Genomic DNA, 18,824 nt, shown 5'->3' on the forward strand with positions numbered 1-18,824 from the left:
ACACTGCTTGCTCAACACATATAGAAAATGTTGCTTGGTTGGAGTTAATAATATAAAGCCATAGTAGTTTTAACATTCAACTAAACAAAAGAAGGAAAACTTTGTTTTGATTTCTTCCTTCGTGGTATAATATTATTTAGATAAGATAATTATAAAAAATAGCCGTTGGGACGGCAATCCCAAACGGCTTGAACAATTCAAAGCTGCATGAGCAGTACAGCTCAATAGTTGTAGTCAGAAATAGACCATTCCTTTGGCGAGGTGGTCTATTTCTTTTTGTTAAGTGTCATTAGCGCAATTATTACGCTGATTAATGTTAATGTAAATGCACCAAAGCTTAATGCTAAGTTTGCTGCTTCGAATGACACCATACTCTCACCCCCTTTCTATCGGGCGTATTGTCAATAAGGGAGGGTTTGAATAATGGAAAAGGCTCTACAGTTATCTTTTGAGGATTTAGGATCTCGTTTTAAGACCTTAATTCCTGTTTGGATTCTTGGCACAGGGGCTAATTTTGGTCGTTTAAACCCTTATGCTCGTCACTTATCATTCACTACTAATGAAATTCAAAAACATCTTCCTGTTTCGGCACAGCAGATTCTGGTTGAATTGCTGATTGAAAAAGGTGAGTTGAAGTCCGCTTTAAGAATGTTGGATTTGTTAAATCATCGGGTTATAACCTTGTTAAAAGAGGAAAAAATCCATAAAGATGAGCTCGTTAGAAATCCAAAGTCAACCATCTACGATAATAAAAGTCGATGGGGGAAACAGTTGAAAGATGTGGAGGCGCAATTTGAGGAAGAGAGCCAAAAGTACAGGAAATTAGATGAAATTCTATGCAGAATTGCTGTGTCTCCAGAGCATCAAAACACATACATGCAATTAACTAAACGACTCACAAAAACTAAAAACAATCACGATAGGCTAGCAAAATTGGTGATTGAAAACGTCCGATTGGAATTTCAAATAAGAAACTCTCATTTCCTGAATGTTACGGGTTTGTTTAATGCAAACTCGTATTTTTTTTTGCCTAAAATACAACAAAAACTATACGTCCCTTACAGAGCAAATTTTTAAAAACCCACACTACATAAAAATTAACAAGAATTACGTAAAACACCCATAGTAATTTCAAAGTTATTTCAATAACGATTGTTAGAGTGTTTTTAATATCGTAAATATTTTACTAAAAAGTTGGAAGGGGATCGCTTTTATTATGAATTTATTGCATTTTGGGCAAAAAAAGTTATCAGTATGGCTCATGATTTTTAGTTTTGTGTTAATTTTATCGGCCTGCAGCAGTAATCAAAGCAGTGGGGCTGGCAGCCAAAATAAGGATGCCAACACTGAGAAGAAAAATCAAAGTTTAACCATTGCTTTAGGTCATGGACTAGATTATTTAGGAATGGACCCTTATGGGAATGGCCGTGAGAACACCGTATTACGGACAGTTGTGTTTGAACCATTGGCATTGGAAACATCTAAAGGTCAATTTGAAGGCGCTTTAGCAAAATCATGGTCAGTTAACGAGACAGGTACAGAATGGACGTTTAACTTACGTGAGGGTGTTACTTTCCATGATGGAACTCCATTTACAAGCAGTGCAGTTTTAGAGGCTTTTAATCACTATATGGAGGATCCAAATTTTTCAAGAAGAGCCCCGATTGAAAATATTGTAGCTCCTGATGACTACACAGTGGTCTTTCAGTTGCAAAAACCATTTGCACCTTTCTTAAATTTAGTCGGGTCTTACCAATGTGTTATTCCAAGTCCGAATTCGTTTGATGAACAAGGAAATTTGGCTAAGCCAATTGGAACAGGACCATTTGCATTAAAGAGTCAAAGTAAAGAAAAAGTTGAATTTATTGCTTATGATAGCCATTGGCGTGAAAAACCAAGCATTGATGAGTTACAGGTTGTCTATATTTCCGATCCAGCAACGATGGTGTTGGCGTTAGAGTCTGGTGAAGTTGATTTAATCGGTGCTGATGGTTATGGTATCCCTCAGGCAGAAATTAAGAGATTACAAGATAATAAAGATTTTACTGTTGTTATGAACGCAGATTCAAGTTCATTGGAATGGGTTGGATTTAATAGTAATACAGGACCGCTTCAAGATGTAAATGTTAGAAAAGCTATCAATTATGCCCTTGATCGTGGACAAATAGCGGAGTTCATCTATGAAGGTTTTGCTACTCCGGCAGTGGGTCCAATTGGCTTCGATGAGTCAATTCTTTGGACAGATACTAGCATTCAAGGCTATCAGTATGACCTTGAAAAGGCAAAGCAATTATTGGCTGAAGCAGGTTGGAAGGATCGCAATAAAGATGGCTTTTTAGTTAAAGATGGACAAGTTTTAGAGCTAACCTTTTTATTAGAGGGTACTAGAACGTGGAAACCAACGGGAGAAGCTATTCAAAATCAGCTAGCTGAACTAGGGATCAAGGTCAATTTAGAACTAAGGGATAACAGTGTGATTCGCGAGCTTGTGAAAAAAAGGCAATTTAATATGGTTGGCTTGGGCAGCATCGGCAAAAGTGCAGCAGACCCTTATTACTTTTTCCAATACTATTTTACGACGCGCGGTAGTGGAACGGTTTTAACGAATAATGAAAAGATGGATCAATTAGTAAGTGATGTTGTTTCAACAATTGATCAGGATAAAAGAAGTGAAATTTATAACGAAATTCAGCGTGAAGTTATGGATTTAGCTCCTGGAGCATTTTTGCTTCACCCACATCGAGTAACAATTATGAAAAAGGACATTAGCGGTTGGGACTTTGCTAATACGATGGATCCACTCCGCTTTGTTTACAAACTATCAAGAGAATAGTTGGAGGCATGAAATATGAGTGAAGTGAAAAAAGATTTAAGTGATGTGGCTCAGTTTCCGGGAGCGCATTGCGGATTGTTCGAAGTTGCGATGATGGCACCTTTTTTCCCAAGTAGTGCAGCTTTAATCATTGCACCGCCATCCTGCTTATATCATGCAAAGCTTTTGCAAATGCGGCGCGGCCAAGCTCCAAATAGTAATGAAGATCATCTTTACCTATTAACTTTGAAGCAGGAAGATATGATATTCGGGGTTGACAGGGTAATTGAGGATGCTCTAGAAGAGTTGGATCGACGGCTGCAACCGGAAATCATTTTTCTAATTTCCACTTGTACTCCAGAAATCATTGGATTTGATGGAGCAGCGCTGAAATCAATGAAAGACCGTATGGGTGCAAAGCTATTAGTCGTAAAAACAAATGGATATTCCTGCTTGCATCAGCAAAAGGGGAGAAGTGACTTCTTAGCGTCGCTGATCGGCGTGATGAAGCCTGTTAAAGTCAAACCCCATTCTGTAAATATTATAGGACTTAGATCAACGAACTGGAAGGAAACAGAACTTGTTCAAGTATTGGAACGGGCTGGTGTTGATGTCAATTCTGTTTTGCCGGGGGCAGGTAGTTTAAGTGAAATAGAAGGCGCACCTGCAGCTGCATTAAATATTGCAATAGGAAAAGCAGCAAAACAGTTAGCTGAAAAAATGCAAGATCAATTTGGAACCCCCTATCTATCCTATGAGTACTCGTATCTAACCGAACAAATTATTCAAGGATACAATAAAATTGGAATTCAGTTAGGGGTAAATTTGGAACAGGAAGTTACTCAAATAGCTGCAACGCATTTGGAATTCTTGGAAGAAATGAAAAAACAGTTGGCAGGCGTTTCGTTTGCCATCGGTTCAGTAGAAGGAAGCAATGCTGAAGCTGCCCTGTTTTATACGAATCTAGGGATGAAACCGCAGTTTTTACAAACGAGAATGCCGGTTACAAATGAGAATCCTTATATTTTAGAATTAAAACAAAAAGGGATTGATTTACCGGTTATCCATTTAAATAAAGTATCGAGATTAGAGGAGCTATTAAATCAATATCATCCGCAAATTTTTATTGGGCATGGCCTTTCTGAGCTGTTGCAAGCAAGAAATGTTAGCCATTGTCACCCTAGTGCTAGCTTCAGTGGTCCAGGTTTTTTGGCTGTGGAACAAGAACTTGAAAATATAGCTCATTTGATTAAGGGTGGGATGGATTGTGAGTAGTATGAGTAGGCTCTCATCGGTATTTTTACCGACGAATGAATATTTAGGAATTTTATGGACTCTTGCTGGGATTAAAGATGTTGCTGTTATCAATCATGGAACGGCAGGATGTAATTTCTACGAACTAGTGACAGCATCGAAAAGAACAAAAGAGTTGATTTATAACCGTTTTGCGAGTACTAGCCTTGAACAGGAAGATATTGCACTTAGTGGCGGTGAAGAGAAGCTAAAAGCGACTATTACAGAAATCGCGACTAAAGATCATGTTTCATTAATTGTTATAGTTCCTAATCCTGTTGCATCATTGATTGGGGTCGATGTTGAGGCCATTGCCAGAGAGGTTGCACCACATATCAAGCAACCAATCCTATCGTTTCATAATAAAGCTTGGAAAGAAGATGCGGAAAATGGTGTGGAAGAAGCCCTTTTTAGTTTAATCCGTTTTTATTGTCGGGAGTCATCAGAACAAAAATCTTGTCCGGTGGGTGGTACTTTGAAAGCTAATATTATTGGTCCAACTGTTGAAACATTCAACTGGAGCGCGGATGAACAAGATCTTAGGAGATTGCTGGGATTAATTGGAATCGAAGTAAACACAGTTTTAACCTATGAAACGATGACGGAAAAACTAAAGACTATAGCGAATGCAGATATCAATATTGTTAGTAGAGCAGCGGGATTAAAGACTGCAAGGTATTTAGAGGAGCATTTCAGAATCCCTTATATTTATGGCCTGCCATATGGAGAAAAAGGCACAAATGAGTGGATGAAACAGCTAGCAGAGACAGTAAAAAAAGAAGTGCCGGCTAACGGGTTCGTAAATGATCGATCATTTTCTTTTCATCACTATATTGAAATGATCTCGGGCGGGGAGTTTTTTCAAAGAAAATGGACAGTTGCGCTCTCCTGCCCTCCAGCAATGGCAAAGGGATTCGCTCAATTAGTGCAGGAAGATTGGGGCTTTCCGTTGGAAGCCATTCGCTTAACAAGTACCCCTAAGGATAGTGAACTCGAAGAACTAGAAGCTTTAGGGGTAAAAAGAGTGTTTGTAACTCCGGACGAACTAGAGTGGAAAAGTGTGCTTAAGGAAATCAAGCCGTTTATTTTAATGGGGAGTGCAGAGGACACAACATTAGCAAAAGAAGCTCCCGTTCAGTTGCGGGTTACAACCCCAGCCTATGACAGATTTACTATTTATGATGGGAATCCATTAGTCGGTTGGGAAGGGTATCAATCGTTAACTCAAGAGTTATTTAATCAAATAAGTCGTTACGCTTTGAAATAAACATTTACTATCTAGGAGGATTCTGTATGTCATCAAATAAAAAGCCGATCAAACGAATTGCCTTTTATGGAAAGGGTGGAATTGGAAAATCAACGACTTCAGCTAACCTTAGTGCCGCATTAAGTGAACAAGGTTTAAAGGTTATGCAAATAGGCTGTGATCCAAAAGCTGATTCGACTATGCTGCTTTCACGAAGCAAAGTACCGACAGTATTGAATGTTATTAGGGAAAAACAAGATCAGATCGCTTTATCAGACTTTGTTATAGAAGGATTTAACGGTGTTTTATGTGTAGAAGTAGGCGGCCCCACTCCTGGAGTGGGCTGCGCCGGTCAAGGGATCATTGGTGCTTTTGGAAAAATGAATGAATTAAAGGCGATTGAAACCTATCAACCGGATGTTGTCATTTATGATGTGTTAGGGGACGTTGTGTGTGGAGGTTTTGCCGTTCCATTGCGTGATGGTTATGCAGAAGATGTGTACATCGTCAGTTCCGGTGAAAGAATGTCATTATTCGCAGCGTACAATATTTCTCAAGCGGTTCATCAATTCCGTAATCGTGGTTATGCAAAGCTAAAGGGATTGATCTTTAACTCTAAAGGTGGAAATAACGAGGAACAAAGAGTTTTAGAATCATTAGAGGAAATTGGAACCAAACTTGCCTTTACATTTCCGCGTGACCCTATTGTTCAAAAGTGTGAAAAAGAAAGTGTCACGGTGATTGAGGGTGCTCCCGAATCCGAATTGGCAAATAAGTATCGACAATTAGCAAGTATTTTAATGAAATAAATTTGGAGTGATTTCTTTATGGCAATGGTTATCAGGCGTTTGCTCATTTTGCCGATACTATTATTGGTTATTTCTTTCCTCACTTTTCTACTGACAAATTTTGTGCCCGGTGATATCGCTGAGGATATGATTTTGCGAAATGGAGGACAGCCTACACCTGAGTTAATCAGGGATGTGCAAGTCGAATTAGGGCTAGATCATCCTCTTTTAGTTCGATATGGACATTGGCTGATACAAACACTGAAATTTGATTTGGGAACATCATGGATTACGGAACAACCTGTCATGGAAGAAATAACACAAAGAATCGCTCCAACGCTAATACTGACAGGTACATCTGTTGTGATTGGTATTTTCATTACATTTATATTAGGAATGTTGGCGGCCTATTATAAAGATTCGTTTATTGACCGTGCAATTTTGGGATTTTCCTTAACAATGAACTGCATTCCGGACTTTTTATTATCGTTTGTTTTATTGTTTTTATTCGGTTATGTCTGGTCTGTATTTCCACTTGTTGGGTACGGTACATGGCAGCATGTTGTCCTGCCTTCCATTGTTTTAGGGGTTGGTTTAGGTGCAGGGAAGGCTCGAATTTTAAGGGCCAGCTTATTAGAGGAATTAAGCTTAGATTATATTAAGATGGCAAGGGCAAAGGGATTATCAAGGCGTACGGTTATGTTTAAACATGCGCTGCGAAATGCTCTAATTCCAGTTGTTACTCAACTAGGGGCAAGTGTCGGCTTTTTATTAGGCGGCACAGTCATTATCGAAAGTATTTTTAATTGGCCAGGGTTAGGGCGGTTAGGACTGCAGGCCATTGTCAGCCGGGACATTCCCCTGCTTCAGGGTTATGTTCTCTTGATTACGATTATTATTATTTCTATCAATTTAGTAGTTGACCTTATCTATTTATATATAGATCCTCGAATGAATTCTAAAGGAGGAACTAATCATGTCTAGGGTCAAAAAAGTTAAGAAACTTTCAAAGGATAAAGGGTTAACAGCCAGCCTTATCATTATAGCGGGTTTATTTTTAATAGCTATTTTTGCCCCTTGGCTTGCCCCGCATGATCCAAATGTTGGCATATTGTCGAACCGGTTGCTTCCTCCCAGTTCTGAACACTGGCTTGGGACTGACCATATGGGGCGTGATTTGTTCTCAAGAATCATTTATGGAACAAGAACAACAATGGTCGTTGCCCTTATCATTACGGCAGGCTGTTTTATGATTGGGACGATAGTCGGGGTGACAGCAGGATATGCCGGTGGATGGGTAGATAGTCTATTAATGAGAATTGTCGATTTATTATTTGCCTTTCCTAGCCGTATTTTAGCATTGGTTGTTGTCGGGATTATTGGACCTGGCCTAGTTAACCTCGGTATTGCAATGATTTTATCGTGGTGGGTTTCCTTTGCACGGGTCATCCGGGGAGTAACGTTAACGGTTAAGGAAAATGAATATGTGTTGGCTGCCAAGCTTTATGGGCAACCTAAATGGAAAATTATTAGGAAACATATCTTACCGAATGTAATGCCACAGCTATTAGTTATCGTAGCTTTAAATATAAGCTGGATTATGGTGGCATTAGCGGGCTTTTCTTTATTGGGATTAGGAGTTGAAGCCCCACAAGCAGAATGGGGAATGATGATTAGCGAAGCTAGACCATACATGCGTGATAATGGATATTTACTTCTTTTTCCCGGTTTAGCAATTATGATCGTAGTTTCGGCGTTCACAATTTTGGGTGAAAAACTTCGGGATGTATATGATCCTAGTCATCTCAAAGTATAGCATTATTCAATAGCTTACATTAGCGATAAAAACGAAAAAAGAGAGTCTTATAAACGGAGCGGATATCATGAACGATCCATTATTACAGGTAGAAAATTTATCGGTTTTCTATCAGACTGCGAATGGAAAATTACCGGCTGTTAGAGGATTGGATTTTTCATTGGAAAAAGGGGAAACGTTAGCAATTGTTGGTGAATCCGGCTCAGGGAAAACAGCCACAGCTTTATCAGTCATAGGGTTGTTGCCTGAAAATGGAAAAATAGATAATGGAAGCATCCGCTTTTCCGGCAACGAATTAGTTGGGAATACGGAAATGGACTGGGATAAAATTCGTGGCCAGCAAATTGCAATGGTCTTCCAAGATCCGATGAGTGCGCTAAACCCTGTGTTAAAGGTTGGTCGTCAATTAGAGGAAGCAATTTTATTAAGAAAAGAAAAAGGAATAACGAAGGCTGCAGTTCATGCCGAATGTATTGCTCTATTAAAACAGGTTGGTGTCACAGAACCATCTCTGAGACTAAAGCAATATCCACACCAACTGAGCGGCGGAATCCGTCAGCGCGTGATGATTGCCATTGCATTGGCAAGTAAACCGCAGTTGCTGATTGCAGATGAACCAACAACAGCGTTAGATAGTACGATCAAAAAACAAATACTAGAATTGCTGGCAGAATTAAAAGGAAAAATGAATTTATCCATCTTGTTGATTACACATGATTTGGCTGAAACCGTAACGCTTGCGGATAAAATAATGGTCATGTACGCTGGAAAGATGATTGAATTTGGCTTAGCGGAAGATATTTTAGATAATCCGCAGCATCCTTATACACAAGCGTTACTTCAAGCCTTCCCGCGAATGGAGGATTCAAATAAGCATAGATTATTTGCTTTAGAAGGACAGCCTCCCAATGCGCTACAATTACCAGATGGGTGCTCATTTCATCCTAGGTGTATTTTTGCGAAAGGTAGATGCATGAGAACAGAGCCATCCTTTTCTTTGTCATTTGGTCATGGGCATAAAGCATGCTGTACGTTATCAAATGAAGAAAAACAAAAGTATAAAATGCATTTTGTTACTTCTGAACATTCTAGGACTAGGGATTTGGAAAGAAAATCTTCAATAAAAAATGAACCGCCTATTTTAGAGGTGAATCATTTAACAAAGCATTTTCAGGTAGGAAGTTTATTTTCACGAAAGCAGCTTAAGGCCGTTGATGGTGTAAGCTTTACTGTTGAACGTGGTGAAATTACGGCTATTGTCGGAGAAAGTGGCTGTGGAAAGTCAACCTTATGGCAAACAGCAGTTGGAATATATAAGCCAACAGCGGGGTCTGTGAACTTTTTAGGGAAGCCATTGTCAAAGAAGAAGGACCGAGAATTATTTCATCGACAACTTGGTTTTGTTTTTCAAAATTCCTTCTCAAGTCTAAATCCAAGAATGAGTATTGGTGAAGCGATTTTAGAGCCTCTCCTTGTCGCGGGGTGGAAGGTAAAAGAGGGTAAGCTTCGAGTGATAGAATTACTTGAACTAGTTGGAATTCCACCGGATAAGTATCACGTTTTTCCTCATGAAATGAGTGGAGGACAGCGCCAAAGAGTTGCGATTGCCCGTGCCCTTGCAGTGAATCCAAAAATGGTCATTCTCGACGAGCCTGTTTCATCATTGGATGTCTCTATCCAAGCTCAAATTGTGAATTTATTAAAGGAACTGCAGGCCAATCTGCAAGTTAGTATGATCTTTATCTCACATGACTTGCCATTGGTTAAATATATTGCTGATAAAGTTATCGTCATGTATGGTGGAAAAATAGTTGAAGCGGCCAAATGTACGGAAATTTTTCAAAATCCGAAACATCCCTATACCAAAGCATTAATTGCAGCAGCAACGCCAGCGCCGGCGGGGCCCATAAAGGATAGTACAAAAACATCATACTTATAAAAATGAGTTCATTGATTGGACTCATTTTTTTTGTTTATCCTCACAAATCAGATTACTGCTTCGAATAATAAAGTAACAGTGAATTTGCTATAGTTGTCACTATCTTAAATGGAAAGCACCAATCTAAATAGCAATGTGGGGGTTCATGATGACGAATGAGAAAGAATTAATCAATAAATCCTATTATCAAATAATAATAGATAAAAAAACAGGACAGCCAATCCCAGTTTTGGGTGAAATGTATATGGATGAGAAGGAGAATGAAATACCAGACTTTTCTTCGATCCGCTTTGCACAAGGGGAGATTTATTTTTTAAATCAAGATTATGAAGCTGCGATATTTAAATGGGAAAATGTTTTAGATGAAAATCTAAAACCGTGGGCTCAAAAAAATATTGCCGATGCACACTTTGAATTGAATTTGCTGGAATTGGCAGTGGATATCTATAAGGCCGTTATAACTGATTCGGAAGTGTTAAATATGGAGGTCTTTTTGCAGTTATTTTCAGCATATAAAAAACTAGGAAAACTTGAAGCTGCGATCAATATCATAAAAAATGCAGTTAATTTAAATCCAGACTATTCTTGTGTGACTGAAATGGCTCGTGAATTTTTTGAGGAGTGCAAGGATTGGGGAAATGCTGTGGAGCTTACTGTCACTGAGGCAATCCGGACAAAGTCACTTCAATGGTTTGCTGTTTTGGAAGGATATATTGAGCAGGGTCTGACAATTAGTATAGAACCTAGCTATTTTAATGAAGCATTAATGACTTTATTTAACATTGATAAATTTCGATTTGAAAGACTGGCAACAGCATTATGGAATAGTTATAAACAAAGTGATTATTATTTTCAGTGGCTAAAAGAGATCAATCATCTTCTTCTGAATAATACTTTGGAAGGATCTTATATTTGGAAGATGTTTCCGAGCTTGTTTAATGAAACGTACTATGAGTTGATTAGTGGAAAGTTTTTAATAAAGGACATTTCTGAGATCATCCATAGTCATTTCGCTAACTGGAAGGAGCTATTTTCGGGTTCTGATTCTTTGGGTTGTTTATCCGCGATCATTGCATGGAACGAGATCTTCCCATCGCATCTTGATGCTTCTTTAGTTAGTGAGGCTGAAAATATACTGAAGAGTTCAAGCTGGGATCAAAATGGTTTAGACGATGGGAAGTGGCTTTTCGAATCTATTAAGAAATGGGCTGACAAAGAGGGCTTGTTGCATGAGTTATCTTTATTTATTCAGCCGATGATGGAAGGGTCCAATATAGAAGAGGTTGGCATCACTAAGCTTCTTTATATTATAAAAAAGGCACTTGGGTTTCTTATTGGTAAAAAAGTTGAAGAGGAAAATACCATTATTGATAACATTAATTTAAATGAAGAGCTACTCATTAAGATTAATGGCATACAGTATCAACTGAATGATATGGAAGAGAGTAAAGATAAAGCTATTACATCTTCATTCAAAAAAATAAAAAATCAATGGATAGAGAATTCGATGATCACGATCCCTGAAGTGCTTCGAAATTGTTCTGACATAGTTAAGCTAGACAGTGATTTTGGAAGAATTCATGTTAGGCTAAATGAAGAAATGAATCGCCGGATTGCGGATTATATGAAGAATACAGCGTTGCTTGAATTTGAAAATGAAATTCAAAGATGGATTGCGGATTGTGAAGGAGAGTTTAAGAGCACCCAGGCTTATTTAGATGAAATAAGCGAAAGTTTGAATAATATATGTGGTGAAGATAAAATTGCATTGAATTGTGACATAAAGGTGTTGGTAGATTGGAAGAGGGATATGGACCGATTAACAAGGGGGATTGTACATCTCGAACAAGAAAATATAATGTTACGCAATACTCCATTGCAGTTTTTGTTAAAAAGTGTTGGCAAACTGTTTGGTACGATATCAAAAAGCAAAGAAAAACTTCATAGTACATACAAGAACTTTATTGAAAATGCTGATTACAATCAAACGGCACATTCCATTTTACATCCGTTCATTCAGCAATTAGAATTATTTGAGAGATCGATAGAACGGGATATTAGCATGTTTTTCTCTAATCCATTTGATATATTAAATAGAACAAGTGAGGAAGCACAGAGCAATATTGAACAGCATAAAGAATCCTTACAGTACATGCGGGAAAACCCAGAAATTTATCGCGATCCATTAACTTTATTCGAATTAAAGATACTTCAATACGAATTGATGTACGCCGTAAATAAAAATTAGCCCTTCCTGTGTGGAAGGGCTTTGTCTTATTTAACTCTGTATAATACATAACCATTCCCTCTGGTAATGAATTTACGTTCTCTTTTTTCTTTCTTCTTTAAGGTTTGTTGAAGTTGAAAAAGCGCTGCTTCTTTTGCCATATCAGGGGTACTACCATAATTATAAACGGTTAAAGCTTCATTCGATGCAGATGCAATGTATCTATCATCGTCAATCCAAATACGATAACTTACCTTTTCAGGCCGATACCAAAACCAATTCCACATTTTTTTCACCACGGCAAAACTCACCTCTCTTTTACCCCTAAATCTAAAAATTCTACGATTTTCTTTAACTTCCTATATGATGTTATGGATATATTGTGACAATTTGAAAAGGGTTCCATTCAGTTGAAAATTACGGTAAAAGGGCAATTTGGAAAGTCATAACATTTTTTATATTGGTTACCCTAATTACCGTCTAGGTTCTTAATCAACGTGGAGCAGGGGGGTTATATAAATGGAGAAATATGTACTACCCGTTATAGTTGGCACTTTGGTAGGTTTTGTTGCGCGAATCATCTTGTTACGAACTGATTTCAGACAATATCCAACATATCCGACGGGCAGAATTATTCATCTTTCGTTTGGATTCATTGCGGCCTTTATTGGGGCTGTTGCTGTGCCTTCCGTTTTAGAATCTAATTGGGCTGCTGTAACATTTTTGGGTCTTGCCGCGACACAGTTCCGAGAAGTTCGGAAAATGGAAAGGGAGACTTTAGAAATAATTGATAATAAGGAACTAGTAAAAAGAGGAGAAGCATTTATTGAAGGAATGGCTCAAGCTTTTGAAGGTCGGAATTATGTTGTCATGTTTTCAGCCCTTATTTCCACATTGGTTGCTGTCTATAATATATGGTTAGGAATGGTAGTTGGACTTGTACTTGTTATTATTGTGAAACCAAGAATTAAAGGGAAAGTTTTGATACAAATGGCTGAGATTTCAGAAGGGGAAATTCGTTTTGAAGGTCCTAACCTCTTTGTAAGTGATATTCATATTAAAAATGTTGGACTAGTGAAAAGTCGTAAGATCATTAAAGAAAAGGCAGTTGGTGCCATCATTACACCTAAAAATGAAAATGGCATTGTAACTTTATCTCATCTTGGACAAAGGCAGGCCATGCTTCATCATATTTCAAATGTGCTCGGTTCATACCTTGATTCAGGTGAGCCAGATTTGATTCCTTTATCAAAAAGAGATATGGAAGATGGAAGAATTGCATTATTTTTTTTACCAAGAGAGAAGGATTTTAAACAAATTAAGGAGGTACTAAAACATGTACCTATTCTTGACAGCGCGATTCGTCTTCCACGTCAATCGGATAAAGGGAAACAATAAAAATGAATTTAGGAGATATTGATCATGGAACAACCAACTAAAATAATCGCGATCATTACGACAAAACCTGAAAATGTATTAGCTGGCGGTGCTCCAATTTTTATAACCAAGGATGCGGAATCACTTCAAAATACAAGCTCGATGTTAGAAAAAACCCTCGATGCTTCAGCACACGAAGTTAATGAGGATACGATGATCATAGTGGCACACTGAAATAAACATGTAATGTGGAACGGAGGGCGCTCATGTTGGAAAATAAAATAAGGTCATCAGTAGGGAAAACGATACAAAGGATTGATACGGTGGAAAAGGCCGCAGGTACTTTACGATACATTGGTGATCTAACGGTACCGGGTATGTTACATGCTAAATTGGTTACAAGCGAATATGCACATGCCAAAATTAAGTCCATTGATAGTACTGAAGCATGGAAGGTTCAAGGGATACGGGCAATTGTTACAGGTGAAATGTTTCCCTACCATATTGGGCCGATTTTAGCAGACCGCCCCCCATTGGCATTTGAAAAGGTGAGATATTATGGTGAACCAATCGCTATTATTGTTGCTGACCATGAACATCAAGCGAAAAGGGCTGCTTCATTAGTTAAAGTTGAATACGAATCGTTGCCAGTCGTCAATTCTGTTCGAGAAGCCTTTCAAAATAAGGATATATTAGTTCATGAAAATGCAGGACAATATATGAAATTGATCAGCAATGTGTATCCAGTTTCAGGTACAAATATAGGAAGTCATATTAAAATTCGCAAAGGCGATTTTGTTTCTGCCTGGGGCCAATGTACGGAAAAGATAAAAGCTACATATTCATTTAATCTATCGGACCATGCTGCTTTGGAAACACGCTGTGTAAGGGTAGAGATTACCCCGGTAGGGAAAGTAGTCGTTCATTCTACAACCCAATCACCCTACACGATTAAAAAAGTATTGAATCAATTTTTTAATATCGAAGTTGGAAATGTCATTGTCCATGCCCCGATGGTTGGTGGGGCATTTGGTGGAAAGGGAACTGTACAGTTAGAGCCTCTTGCATACTTAGCCTCTAAGGCCGTTGGTGGAAAAATGGTGAGATTAAATTTTGAACGCGAAGAGGATTTGATAACAGCGCCCTGTCATATTGGCCTAGAAGCTACGGTTGCACTCGGAGTCGATCAACAGGGTAAAATCATTGCTGGACAATATACGTATTTGATAGATTCGGGTGCCTATACCGATCAGGCCGCAGGTATTACGAGAGCAATGGCGCTTGATTGTACAGGGCCTTACAATGTGCCCAACGTCTGGTGTGATTCGTACTGTATGTTTACAAATCATCCATTTGCTACGTCTTTTCGGGGATATGCGCACCCGGAACTAACTTTTGCTGTCGAACGTACGATGGATCAGCTAGCAAAGAAATTAAACATAGACCCTACCGAACTACGAATGATTAATGCGATAAAACCTGGAGATTCCTCTCCAACACAATCTGTTATTACGGCGAATAATATTGGAGACGCGAAAAAATGTATGGATCGCGCGAAGGAATTAATAAAGTGGGACGAGGAACCTCAAGAAGCAAAAAAGAACAAAGTCATTTCTAAAGGTATTAGTTTGTTTTGGAAGACATCAACAACGGCTACCAATGCACAGTCAGGAGCTATTTTAACATTTGAACCTGACGGAAATGTGAATTTAAATTGTGCTGCAATCGAATTGGGACAAGGTACAAAAACAACGTTAGCGCAAATTTTAGCTGAGAAACTAAAAATCGATATCAATAAAATCCATGTAATCATGGAGGTAAATACCCAGTATGATCCACACCAATGGAGAACTGTTGCCAGCAGTACAACCTTCTTGGCAGGCCGGGCTGTTATGGCAGCTGCAGATGATGCAATTTCCCAATTAAAAAAGACAGCATCTATAGTTTTGCAATGCTCAGTTGAAGACTTAGATATTGGTGGCGGTCGTGTTTACTTGAAACCGAACCCTGAATATGGGGTTAAATTTGAGGATATAGCGATTGGCTACAAATTTCCAAATGGTCATGCAATTGAAGGTCAAATTGTGGGTCACGGAAAATATATTCAAAGACATTTAACTCCAATGGATCAAGAAACAGGCTTCGGCAAACCCGGACCTTGGTGGTCAGTAGGAGTTCAGGCGATTGAGGTTGAATGGGATACACGGGATTATACATATAAAATCTTAAAAGCTGCAATAGTCCTGGATGGTGGAACCATTATCAATCCGGCGATGGCTACTCAACAAATGAGAGGGGGTATGTATTTAGGACTAAGCTTTGCTAGCAGTGAAACCTTTGTTTTTAACGATGAAGGCATTGTTCAGAACCCTCAATTACGTACCTATCAAATGCTGAGATTTGGTGAACAACCATGTGAATACCTTGTAGACTTTATCGAGTCCCCTGCAGCAGATGGGCCATACGGTGCACGAGGAATAGGTGAATATGGAGTAATCGGTGTACCAGCAGCGCTCGCTAATGCTCTTTCAAATGCATCGCAAGTGGAGCTAAATCATTTGCCTCTCACACCCGAATTAATTTGGAAGACAAAAAGGGAGGGCTTAGTATAATTTCATTTGACTTTGAATACTACAAGCCATCGACAATCTCTGAAGCTGTTCAACTCTATCAAACGATTTCCAATAGGGGACAAACAGCTACCTATATTAGTGGCGGAACTGAATTCATAACATTTGCGAGAACCAATAAAATTACAACAGATGCAATTATTGATCTTAAAGGAATCCCCGAATGTCACCTACTGAAAGTTCGAGGAGATGAATTGGTCATTGGTGCTGCGGTTTCATTAAATAAAATAACAGAGTCGAAGGTTTTTCCGCTTCTTGGGGAAGCTGTAAAGAAGGTTGCCGACCATACATCTAGAAACAAAATCACGATTGGAGGCAATCTTTTCAGCCAGCTTAAATATCGAGAAGGGCTTTTGGCCCTTCTTTTAACGGATTCTAAGGTGATAGTAGTGGGCATAGAAGGGGAAGAGATTCTCTTTTTGGAAGATGTAATGAAAAATAATATGGAGCTAAAGGATGGACAGTTTCTCGTTCAAATTTTAATTGAAAAAGCTTATCTTGATTGCCCTTGCGTTAGTCTGAAGAAAACAAGACTATCTAAAATCGGGTATCCGCTTGCATCGGTTTCAGCACTAAAAAGAGACAATCAGATAAGAGCGGCGATTAGTGGTGTATGTGAATATCCATTTCGTTCAATTGATATAGAGAGTACATTGAATGATGATACCTTATCTGTTGATGATCGTATTACAAAGGCGCTTACCCAACTTCCTTCAAGGGTAGTGGATAATTTCGAAGGTTCAGCAGAGTATAGGGAATTTGTTTTACGTAATATGCTGGAGGATGTAATCCAAACCTTGAAGGAGGAAAATGCATGATATCGAATGGTTCTTCAAAATCTGTTTTACGTCTTCATGTAAACGGAGAAAGTAAAGATGTAATGGTTCGATCAGCGGATACACTACTACATACATTAAGGGAACAGTTAGGTTTGAGCGGTGCAAAAAATGCATGTGAAAATGGGGACTGCGGAGCATGTACAGTCCTTGTTAATGGAGAGCCCATGCATTCATGCCTTTGTTTGACTGTCGAAGCCATTAATCAACCAATTACAACAATAGAAGGTTTAATGGGCTCTCCTATTGAGCAAACATTTGTTGAAAAGTGGGCGATCCAATGTGGATATTGTACGCCTGGCTTTATTTTAAACTGTCATGCACTGGCCACTAAACACCCGGATGCTGATGATGAAGTAATTGAAGAATGGATGGCTTCTAATCTCTGTCGTTGTACGGGGTATCAGGAAATAAAGGATGCGGTTAAGACGGTTCTAAAGGAAGGAATTCTGTAAAATACGAAACCCGGCTATTTTAAAAAGCCGGGATTCTTTTATCCTTTTTGAAAGCTATTATTTTGATCATTCAGTGACTCAATCAGACTGAGGGTTTGCGATGCTTGTTCGATTTGCTGTTGAACCTGTTCTATTTGTTGCTGCTTTGCTGTTGTTGAGTATGTGACTGCCACTCCTTGCATTTGATTTAATAGTTGGGTGGCTTGGTTAAGACTTTGTTGTGCTTGTTGCATTGATTGTAGATTGTTTACGGACGCACTTTGTTGTAGTGTTTGTTCTGCCTGCAGCATTGCTTGTAGAGCTTGTTTCTTTTGTTCTTTAAATAGTTGTTCTAATTGTGGCTGGTTTTCTTGTAGTTGCTGCTGTTGCCCTGCCATTTGTTGTTGCTCAAAGCTTTGATTCTTTTTGGGTTGTTGTCCGGTTGTGTTCATATAGTTGCTCCTTTCCTAGTAGAAATCAATTATTTGTAGTTTTCTACAAATTAGTTTATTTATCCACAAAGACAAATGCGCTTTATTCACCAAGTTTACACAGAAAATCCGAACTGTCTATTGGTACTTTAAAAGGTCCTCTTGTTTGTATAGCATTGCTTAGAAAATGCGCTACTGATGGGAAAGCCTGTACCTCACAGTATCCAGCTTCCTCTTCATACATTTTGGAGAAAATATTCTGATGTAATACTATAAATAATAATTGATGCTAATTTATTGGAGAAAATAAAGGCAGCATATCAAATATAGGATTTAAATGTTTTTCGAAGGCGGTCCTATAATTAATGCAATTTTATTATCTTCGAAAAAATAGCTTAATTATCTACATTACAATTATTCGAAAATGCTGATATAATAATGTTTATGAGGGCTACAAATTTGCGGTAGCAAAGATAATGACCCGTTATAGGGGATTGAAACTTATTATCATGAAGCGGTACAACTTATCAATTATTAGTAGCAAAGATAATGACCCGTTATAGGGGATTGAAACATCCAGCATTGAGAACAGTGGAAACATACAACAGAATAGTAGCAAAGATAATGACCCGTTATAGGGGATTGAAACGCGCTTTGCCTAGAGCTAGGCTATTAATTCGGCTTAGGTAGCAAAGATAATGACCCGTTATAGGGGATTGAAACTTTAACCATGTCTATAAACCACTCTTTATTAATTCCGTAGCAAAGATAATGACCCGTTATAGGGGATTGAAACTTCTACCGCCCAAATCAAATAAACTGAAATCTCCAATGTAGCAAAGATAATGACCCGTTATAGGGGATTGAAACCTCTTCAAAGTTGTAGTCACCATAATTACCAAACTGTAGCAAAGATAATGACCCGTTATAGGGGATTGAAACAGATAATTAAACTTATCAGTATTAAATTGCTCTCTGTGTAGCAAAGATAATGA

17 protein-coding genes and 1 CRISPR repeat array are annotated in these 18,824 nt (G+C 38.5%); of the genes, 14 read left to right on the top strand and 3 right to left on the bottom strand.

The features are described from left to right. Positions 1-266: 266 nt before the first annotated feature. On the bottom strand, positions 267-371 hold the full coding sequence (locus BAZO_RS22840) for a putative holin-like toxin (RefSeq protein ID WP_157382038.1): 105 nt from the start codon (positions 369-371) through the stop codon (positions 267-269). 52 nt (positions 372-423) lie between these two features. Here BAZO_RS22840 and BAZO_RS01390 point away from each other — a divergent pair, with 52 nt between their 5' ends. From BAZO_RS01390 to BAZO_RS01430, 9 genes are all read left to right on the top strand, one after another. Continuing rightward, positions 424-1,077 (top strand): hypothetical protein, encoded by a 654-nt coding sequence (locus tag BAZO_RS01390; protein ID WP_003329403.1) that lies wholly within the window; start codon positions 424-426, stop codon positions 1,075-1,077. A gap of 139 nt (positions 1,078-1,216) precedes the next feature. Continuing rightward, positions 1,217-2,833: an ABC transporter substrate-binding protein gene (locus BAZO_RS01395; RefSeq protein ID WP_003329404.1), complete on the top strand. Its 1,617-nt coding sequence runs from the start codon at positions 1,217-1,219 to the stop codon at positions 2,831-2,833. A gap of 15 nt (positions 2,834-2,848) precedes the next feature. After that, positions 2,849-4,087: a nitrogenase component 1 gene (locus tag BAZO_RS01400; RefSeq protein ID WP_003329405.1), complete on the top strand. Its 1,239-nt coding sequence runs from the start codon at positions 2,849-2,851 to the stop codon at positions 4,085-4,087. Position 4,088: 1 nt separating this feature from the next. Beyond that, entirely contained in the window at positions 4,089-5,372 is a 1,284-nt protein-coding gene (locus BAZO_RS01405) for a nitrogenase component 1 (protein ID WP_235786685.1), read from the top strand. Positions 5,373-5,398: 26 nt separating this feature from the next. Next, positions 5,399-6,160 (top strand): nucleotide-binding protein, encoded by a 762-nt coding sequence (locus BAZO_RS01410; protein WP_003329408.1) that lies wholly within the window; start codon positions 5,399-5,401, stop codon positions 6,158-6,160. Positions 6,161-6,178: 18 nt separating this feature from the next. Then, positions 6,179-7,123, top strand: a complete 945-nt coding sequence (locus BAZO_RS01415; RefSeq protein WP_003329409.1) for an ABC transporter permease — start codon at positions 6,179-6,181, stop codon at positions 7,121-7,123. Next, a complete protein-coding gene (locus BAZO_RS01420) occupies positions 7,116-7,955 on the top strand; it encodes an ABC transporter permease (protein ID WP_003329410.1) in 840 nt (279 codons plus the stop codon). The genes BAZO_RS01415 and BAZO_RS01420 overlap by 8 nt, the downstream gene beginning before the upstream one ends. Before the next feature lie 67 nt (positions 7,956-8,022). After that, a complete protein-coding gene (locus BAZO_RS01425) occupies positions 8,023-9,894 on the top strand; it encodes a dipeptide ABC transporter ATP-binding protein (RefSeq protein WP_003329411.1) in 1,872 nt (623 codons plus the stop codon). Between the two features lie 148 nt (positions 9,895-10,042). Next, positions 10,043-12,142 carry a tetratricopeptide repeat protein gene (locus BAZO_RS01430; RefSeq protein ID WP_003329412.1) on the top strand — a complete coding sequence of 700 codons (2,100 nt, stop codon included), beginning with the start codon at positions 10,043-10,045 and terminating at the stop codon, positions 12,140-12,142. Between the two features lie 26 nt (positions 12,143-12,168). Here the strand turns inward: BAZO_RS01430 and BAZO_RS01435 are convergent, their stop codons facing one another. Continuing rightward, entirely contained in the window at positions 12,169-12,420 is a 252-nt protein-coding gene (locus BAZO_RS01435) for a hypothetical protein (protein ID WP_152551299.1), read from the bottom strand. A 220-nt stretch (positions 12,421-12,640) separates the two neighbouring features. Here BAZO_RS01435 and BAZO_RS01440 point away from each other — a divergent pair, with 220 nt between their 5' ends. The 5 genes from BAZO_RS01440 to BAZO_RS01460 are packed head-to-tail and all read left to right on the top strand — an operon-like array spanning position 12,641 to position 17,419. After that, positions 12,641-13,519: a YIEGIA family protein gene (locus BAZO_RS01440; RefSeq protein WP_003329414.1), complete on the top strand. Its 879-nt coding sequence runs from the start codon at positions 12,641-12,643 to the stop codon at positions 13,517-13,519. 24 nt (positions 13,520-13,543) lie between these two features. Next, positions 13,544-13,732 (top strand): capping complex subunit for YIEGIA, encoded by a 189-nt coding sequence (locus BAZO_RS01445; RefSeq protein ID WP_003329415.1) that lies wholly within the window; start codon positions 13,544-13,546, stop codon positions 13,730-13,732. A gap of 32 nt (positions 13,733-13,764) precedes the next feature. Beyond that, entirely contained in the window at positions 13,765-16,110 is a 2,346-nt protein-coding gene (locus tag BAZO_RS01450; RefSeq protein ID WP_003329416.1) for a xanthine dehydrogenase family protein molybdopterin-binding subunit, read from the top strand. After that, on the top strand, positions 16,080-16,946 hold the full coding sequence (locus BAZO_RS01455) for an FAD binding domain-containing protein (RefSeq protein WP_003329417.1): 867 nt from the start codon (positions 16,080-16,082) through the stop codon (positions 16,944-16,946). Before BAZO_RS01450 ends, BAZO_RS01455 begins: the two co-directional genes overlap by 31 nt. After that, entirely contained in the window at positions 16,943-17,419 is a 477-nt protein-coding gene (locus tag BAZO_RS01460; protein WP_003329418.1) for a (2Fe-2S)-binding protein, read from the top strand. Before BAZO_RS01455 ends, BAZO_RS01460 begins: the two co-directional genes overlap by 4 nt. A 38-nt stretch (positions 17,420-17,457) precedes the next feature. Here BAZO_RS01460 and BAZO_RS01465 read toward each other — a convergent pair whose 3' ends face one another. After that, a complete protein-coding gene (locus BAZO_RS01465) occupies positions 17,458-17,850 on the bottom strand; it encodes a hypothetical protein (protein ID WP_003329419.1) in 393 nt (130 codons plus the stop codon). A 443-nt stretch (positions 17,851-18,293) separates the two neighbouring features. Beyond that, positions 18,294-18,771: direct repeats of the CRISPR family, unit length 37 nt; unit sequence GTAGCAAAGATAATGACCCGTTATAGGGGATTGAAAC. The last annotated feature ends 53 nt before the right edge of the window (positions 18,772-18,824 follow it).

The organism is Schinkia azotoformans LMG 9581, from assembly GCF_000307855.1.
GTDB classification, from domain to species: domain Bacteria; phylum Bacillota; class Bacilli; order Bacillales; family Bacillaceae_J; genus Schinkia; species Schinkia azotoformans.

Coding starts and splice junctions, on each gene's coding strand:
- BAZO_RS01450 (WP_003329416.1), top strand. CDS start 13,765: ATGTTGGAAAATAAAATAAGGTCATCAGTAGGGAAAACGATACAAAGG.
- BAZO_RS01420 (WP_003329410.1), top strand. CDS start 7,116: ATGTCTAGGGTCAAAAAAGTTAAGAAACTTTCAAAGGATAAAGGGTTA.
- BAZO_RS01395 (WP_003329404.1), top strand. CDS start 1,217: ATGAATTTATTGCATTTTGGGCAAAAAAAGTTATCAGTATGGCTCATG.
- BAZO_RS01390 (WP_003329403.1), top strand. CDS start 424: ATGGAAAAGGCTCTACAGTTATCTTTTGAGGATTTAGGATCTCGTTTT.
- BAZO_RS01430 (WP_003329412.1), top strand. CDS start 10,043: ATGACGAATGAGAAAGAATTAATCAATAAATCCTATTATCAAATAATA.
- BAZO_RS01440 (WP_003329414.1), top strand. CDS start 12,641: ATGGAGAAATATGTACTACCCGTTATAGTTGGCACTTTGGTAGGTTTT.
- BAZO_RS01425 (WP_003329411.1), top strand. CDS start 8,023: ATGAACGATCCATTATTACAGGTAGAAAATTTATCGGTTTTCTATCAG.
- BAZO_RS01410 (WP_003329408.1), top strand. CDS start 5,399: ATGTCATCAAATAAAAAGCCGATCAAACGAATTGCCTTTTATGGAAAG.
- BAZO_RS01460 (WP_003329418.1), top strand. CDS start 16,943: ATGATATCGAATGGTTCTTCAAAATCTGTTTTACGTCTTCATGTAAAC.
- BAZO_RS01445 (WP_003329415.1), top strand. CDS start 13,544: ATGGAACAACCAACTAAAATAATCGCGATCATTACGACAAAACCTGAA.
- BAZO_RS01405 (WP_235786685.1), top strand. CDS start 4,089: ATGAGTAGGCTCTCATCGGTATTTTTACCGACGAATGAATATTTAGGA.
- BAZO_RS22840 (WP_157382038.1), bottom strand. CDS start 371: ATGGTGTCATTCGAAGCAGCAAACTTAGCATTAAGCTTTGGTGCATTT.
- BAZO_RS01400 (WP_003329405.1), top strand. CDS start 2,849: ATGAGTGAAGTGAAAAAAGATTTAAGTGATGTGGCTCAGTTTCCGGGA.
- BAZO_RS01415 (WP_003329409.1), top strand. CDS start 6,179: ATGGCAATGGTTATCAGGCGTTTGCTCATTTTGCCGATACTATTATTG.
- BAZO_RS01465 (WP_003329419.1), bottom strand. CDS start 17,850: ATGAACACAACCGGACAACAACCCAAAAAGAATCAAAGCTTTGAGCAA.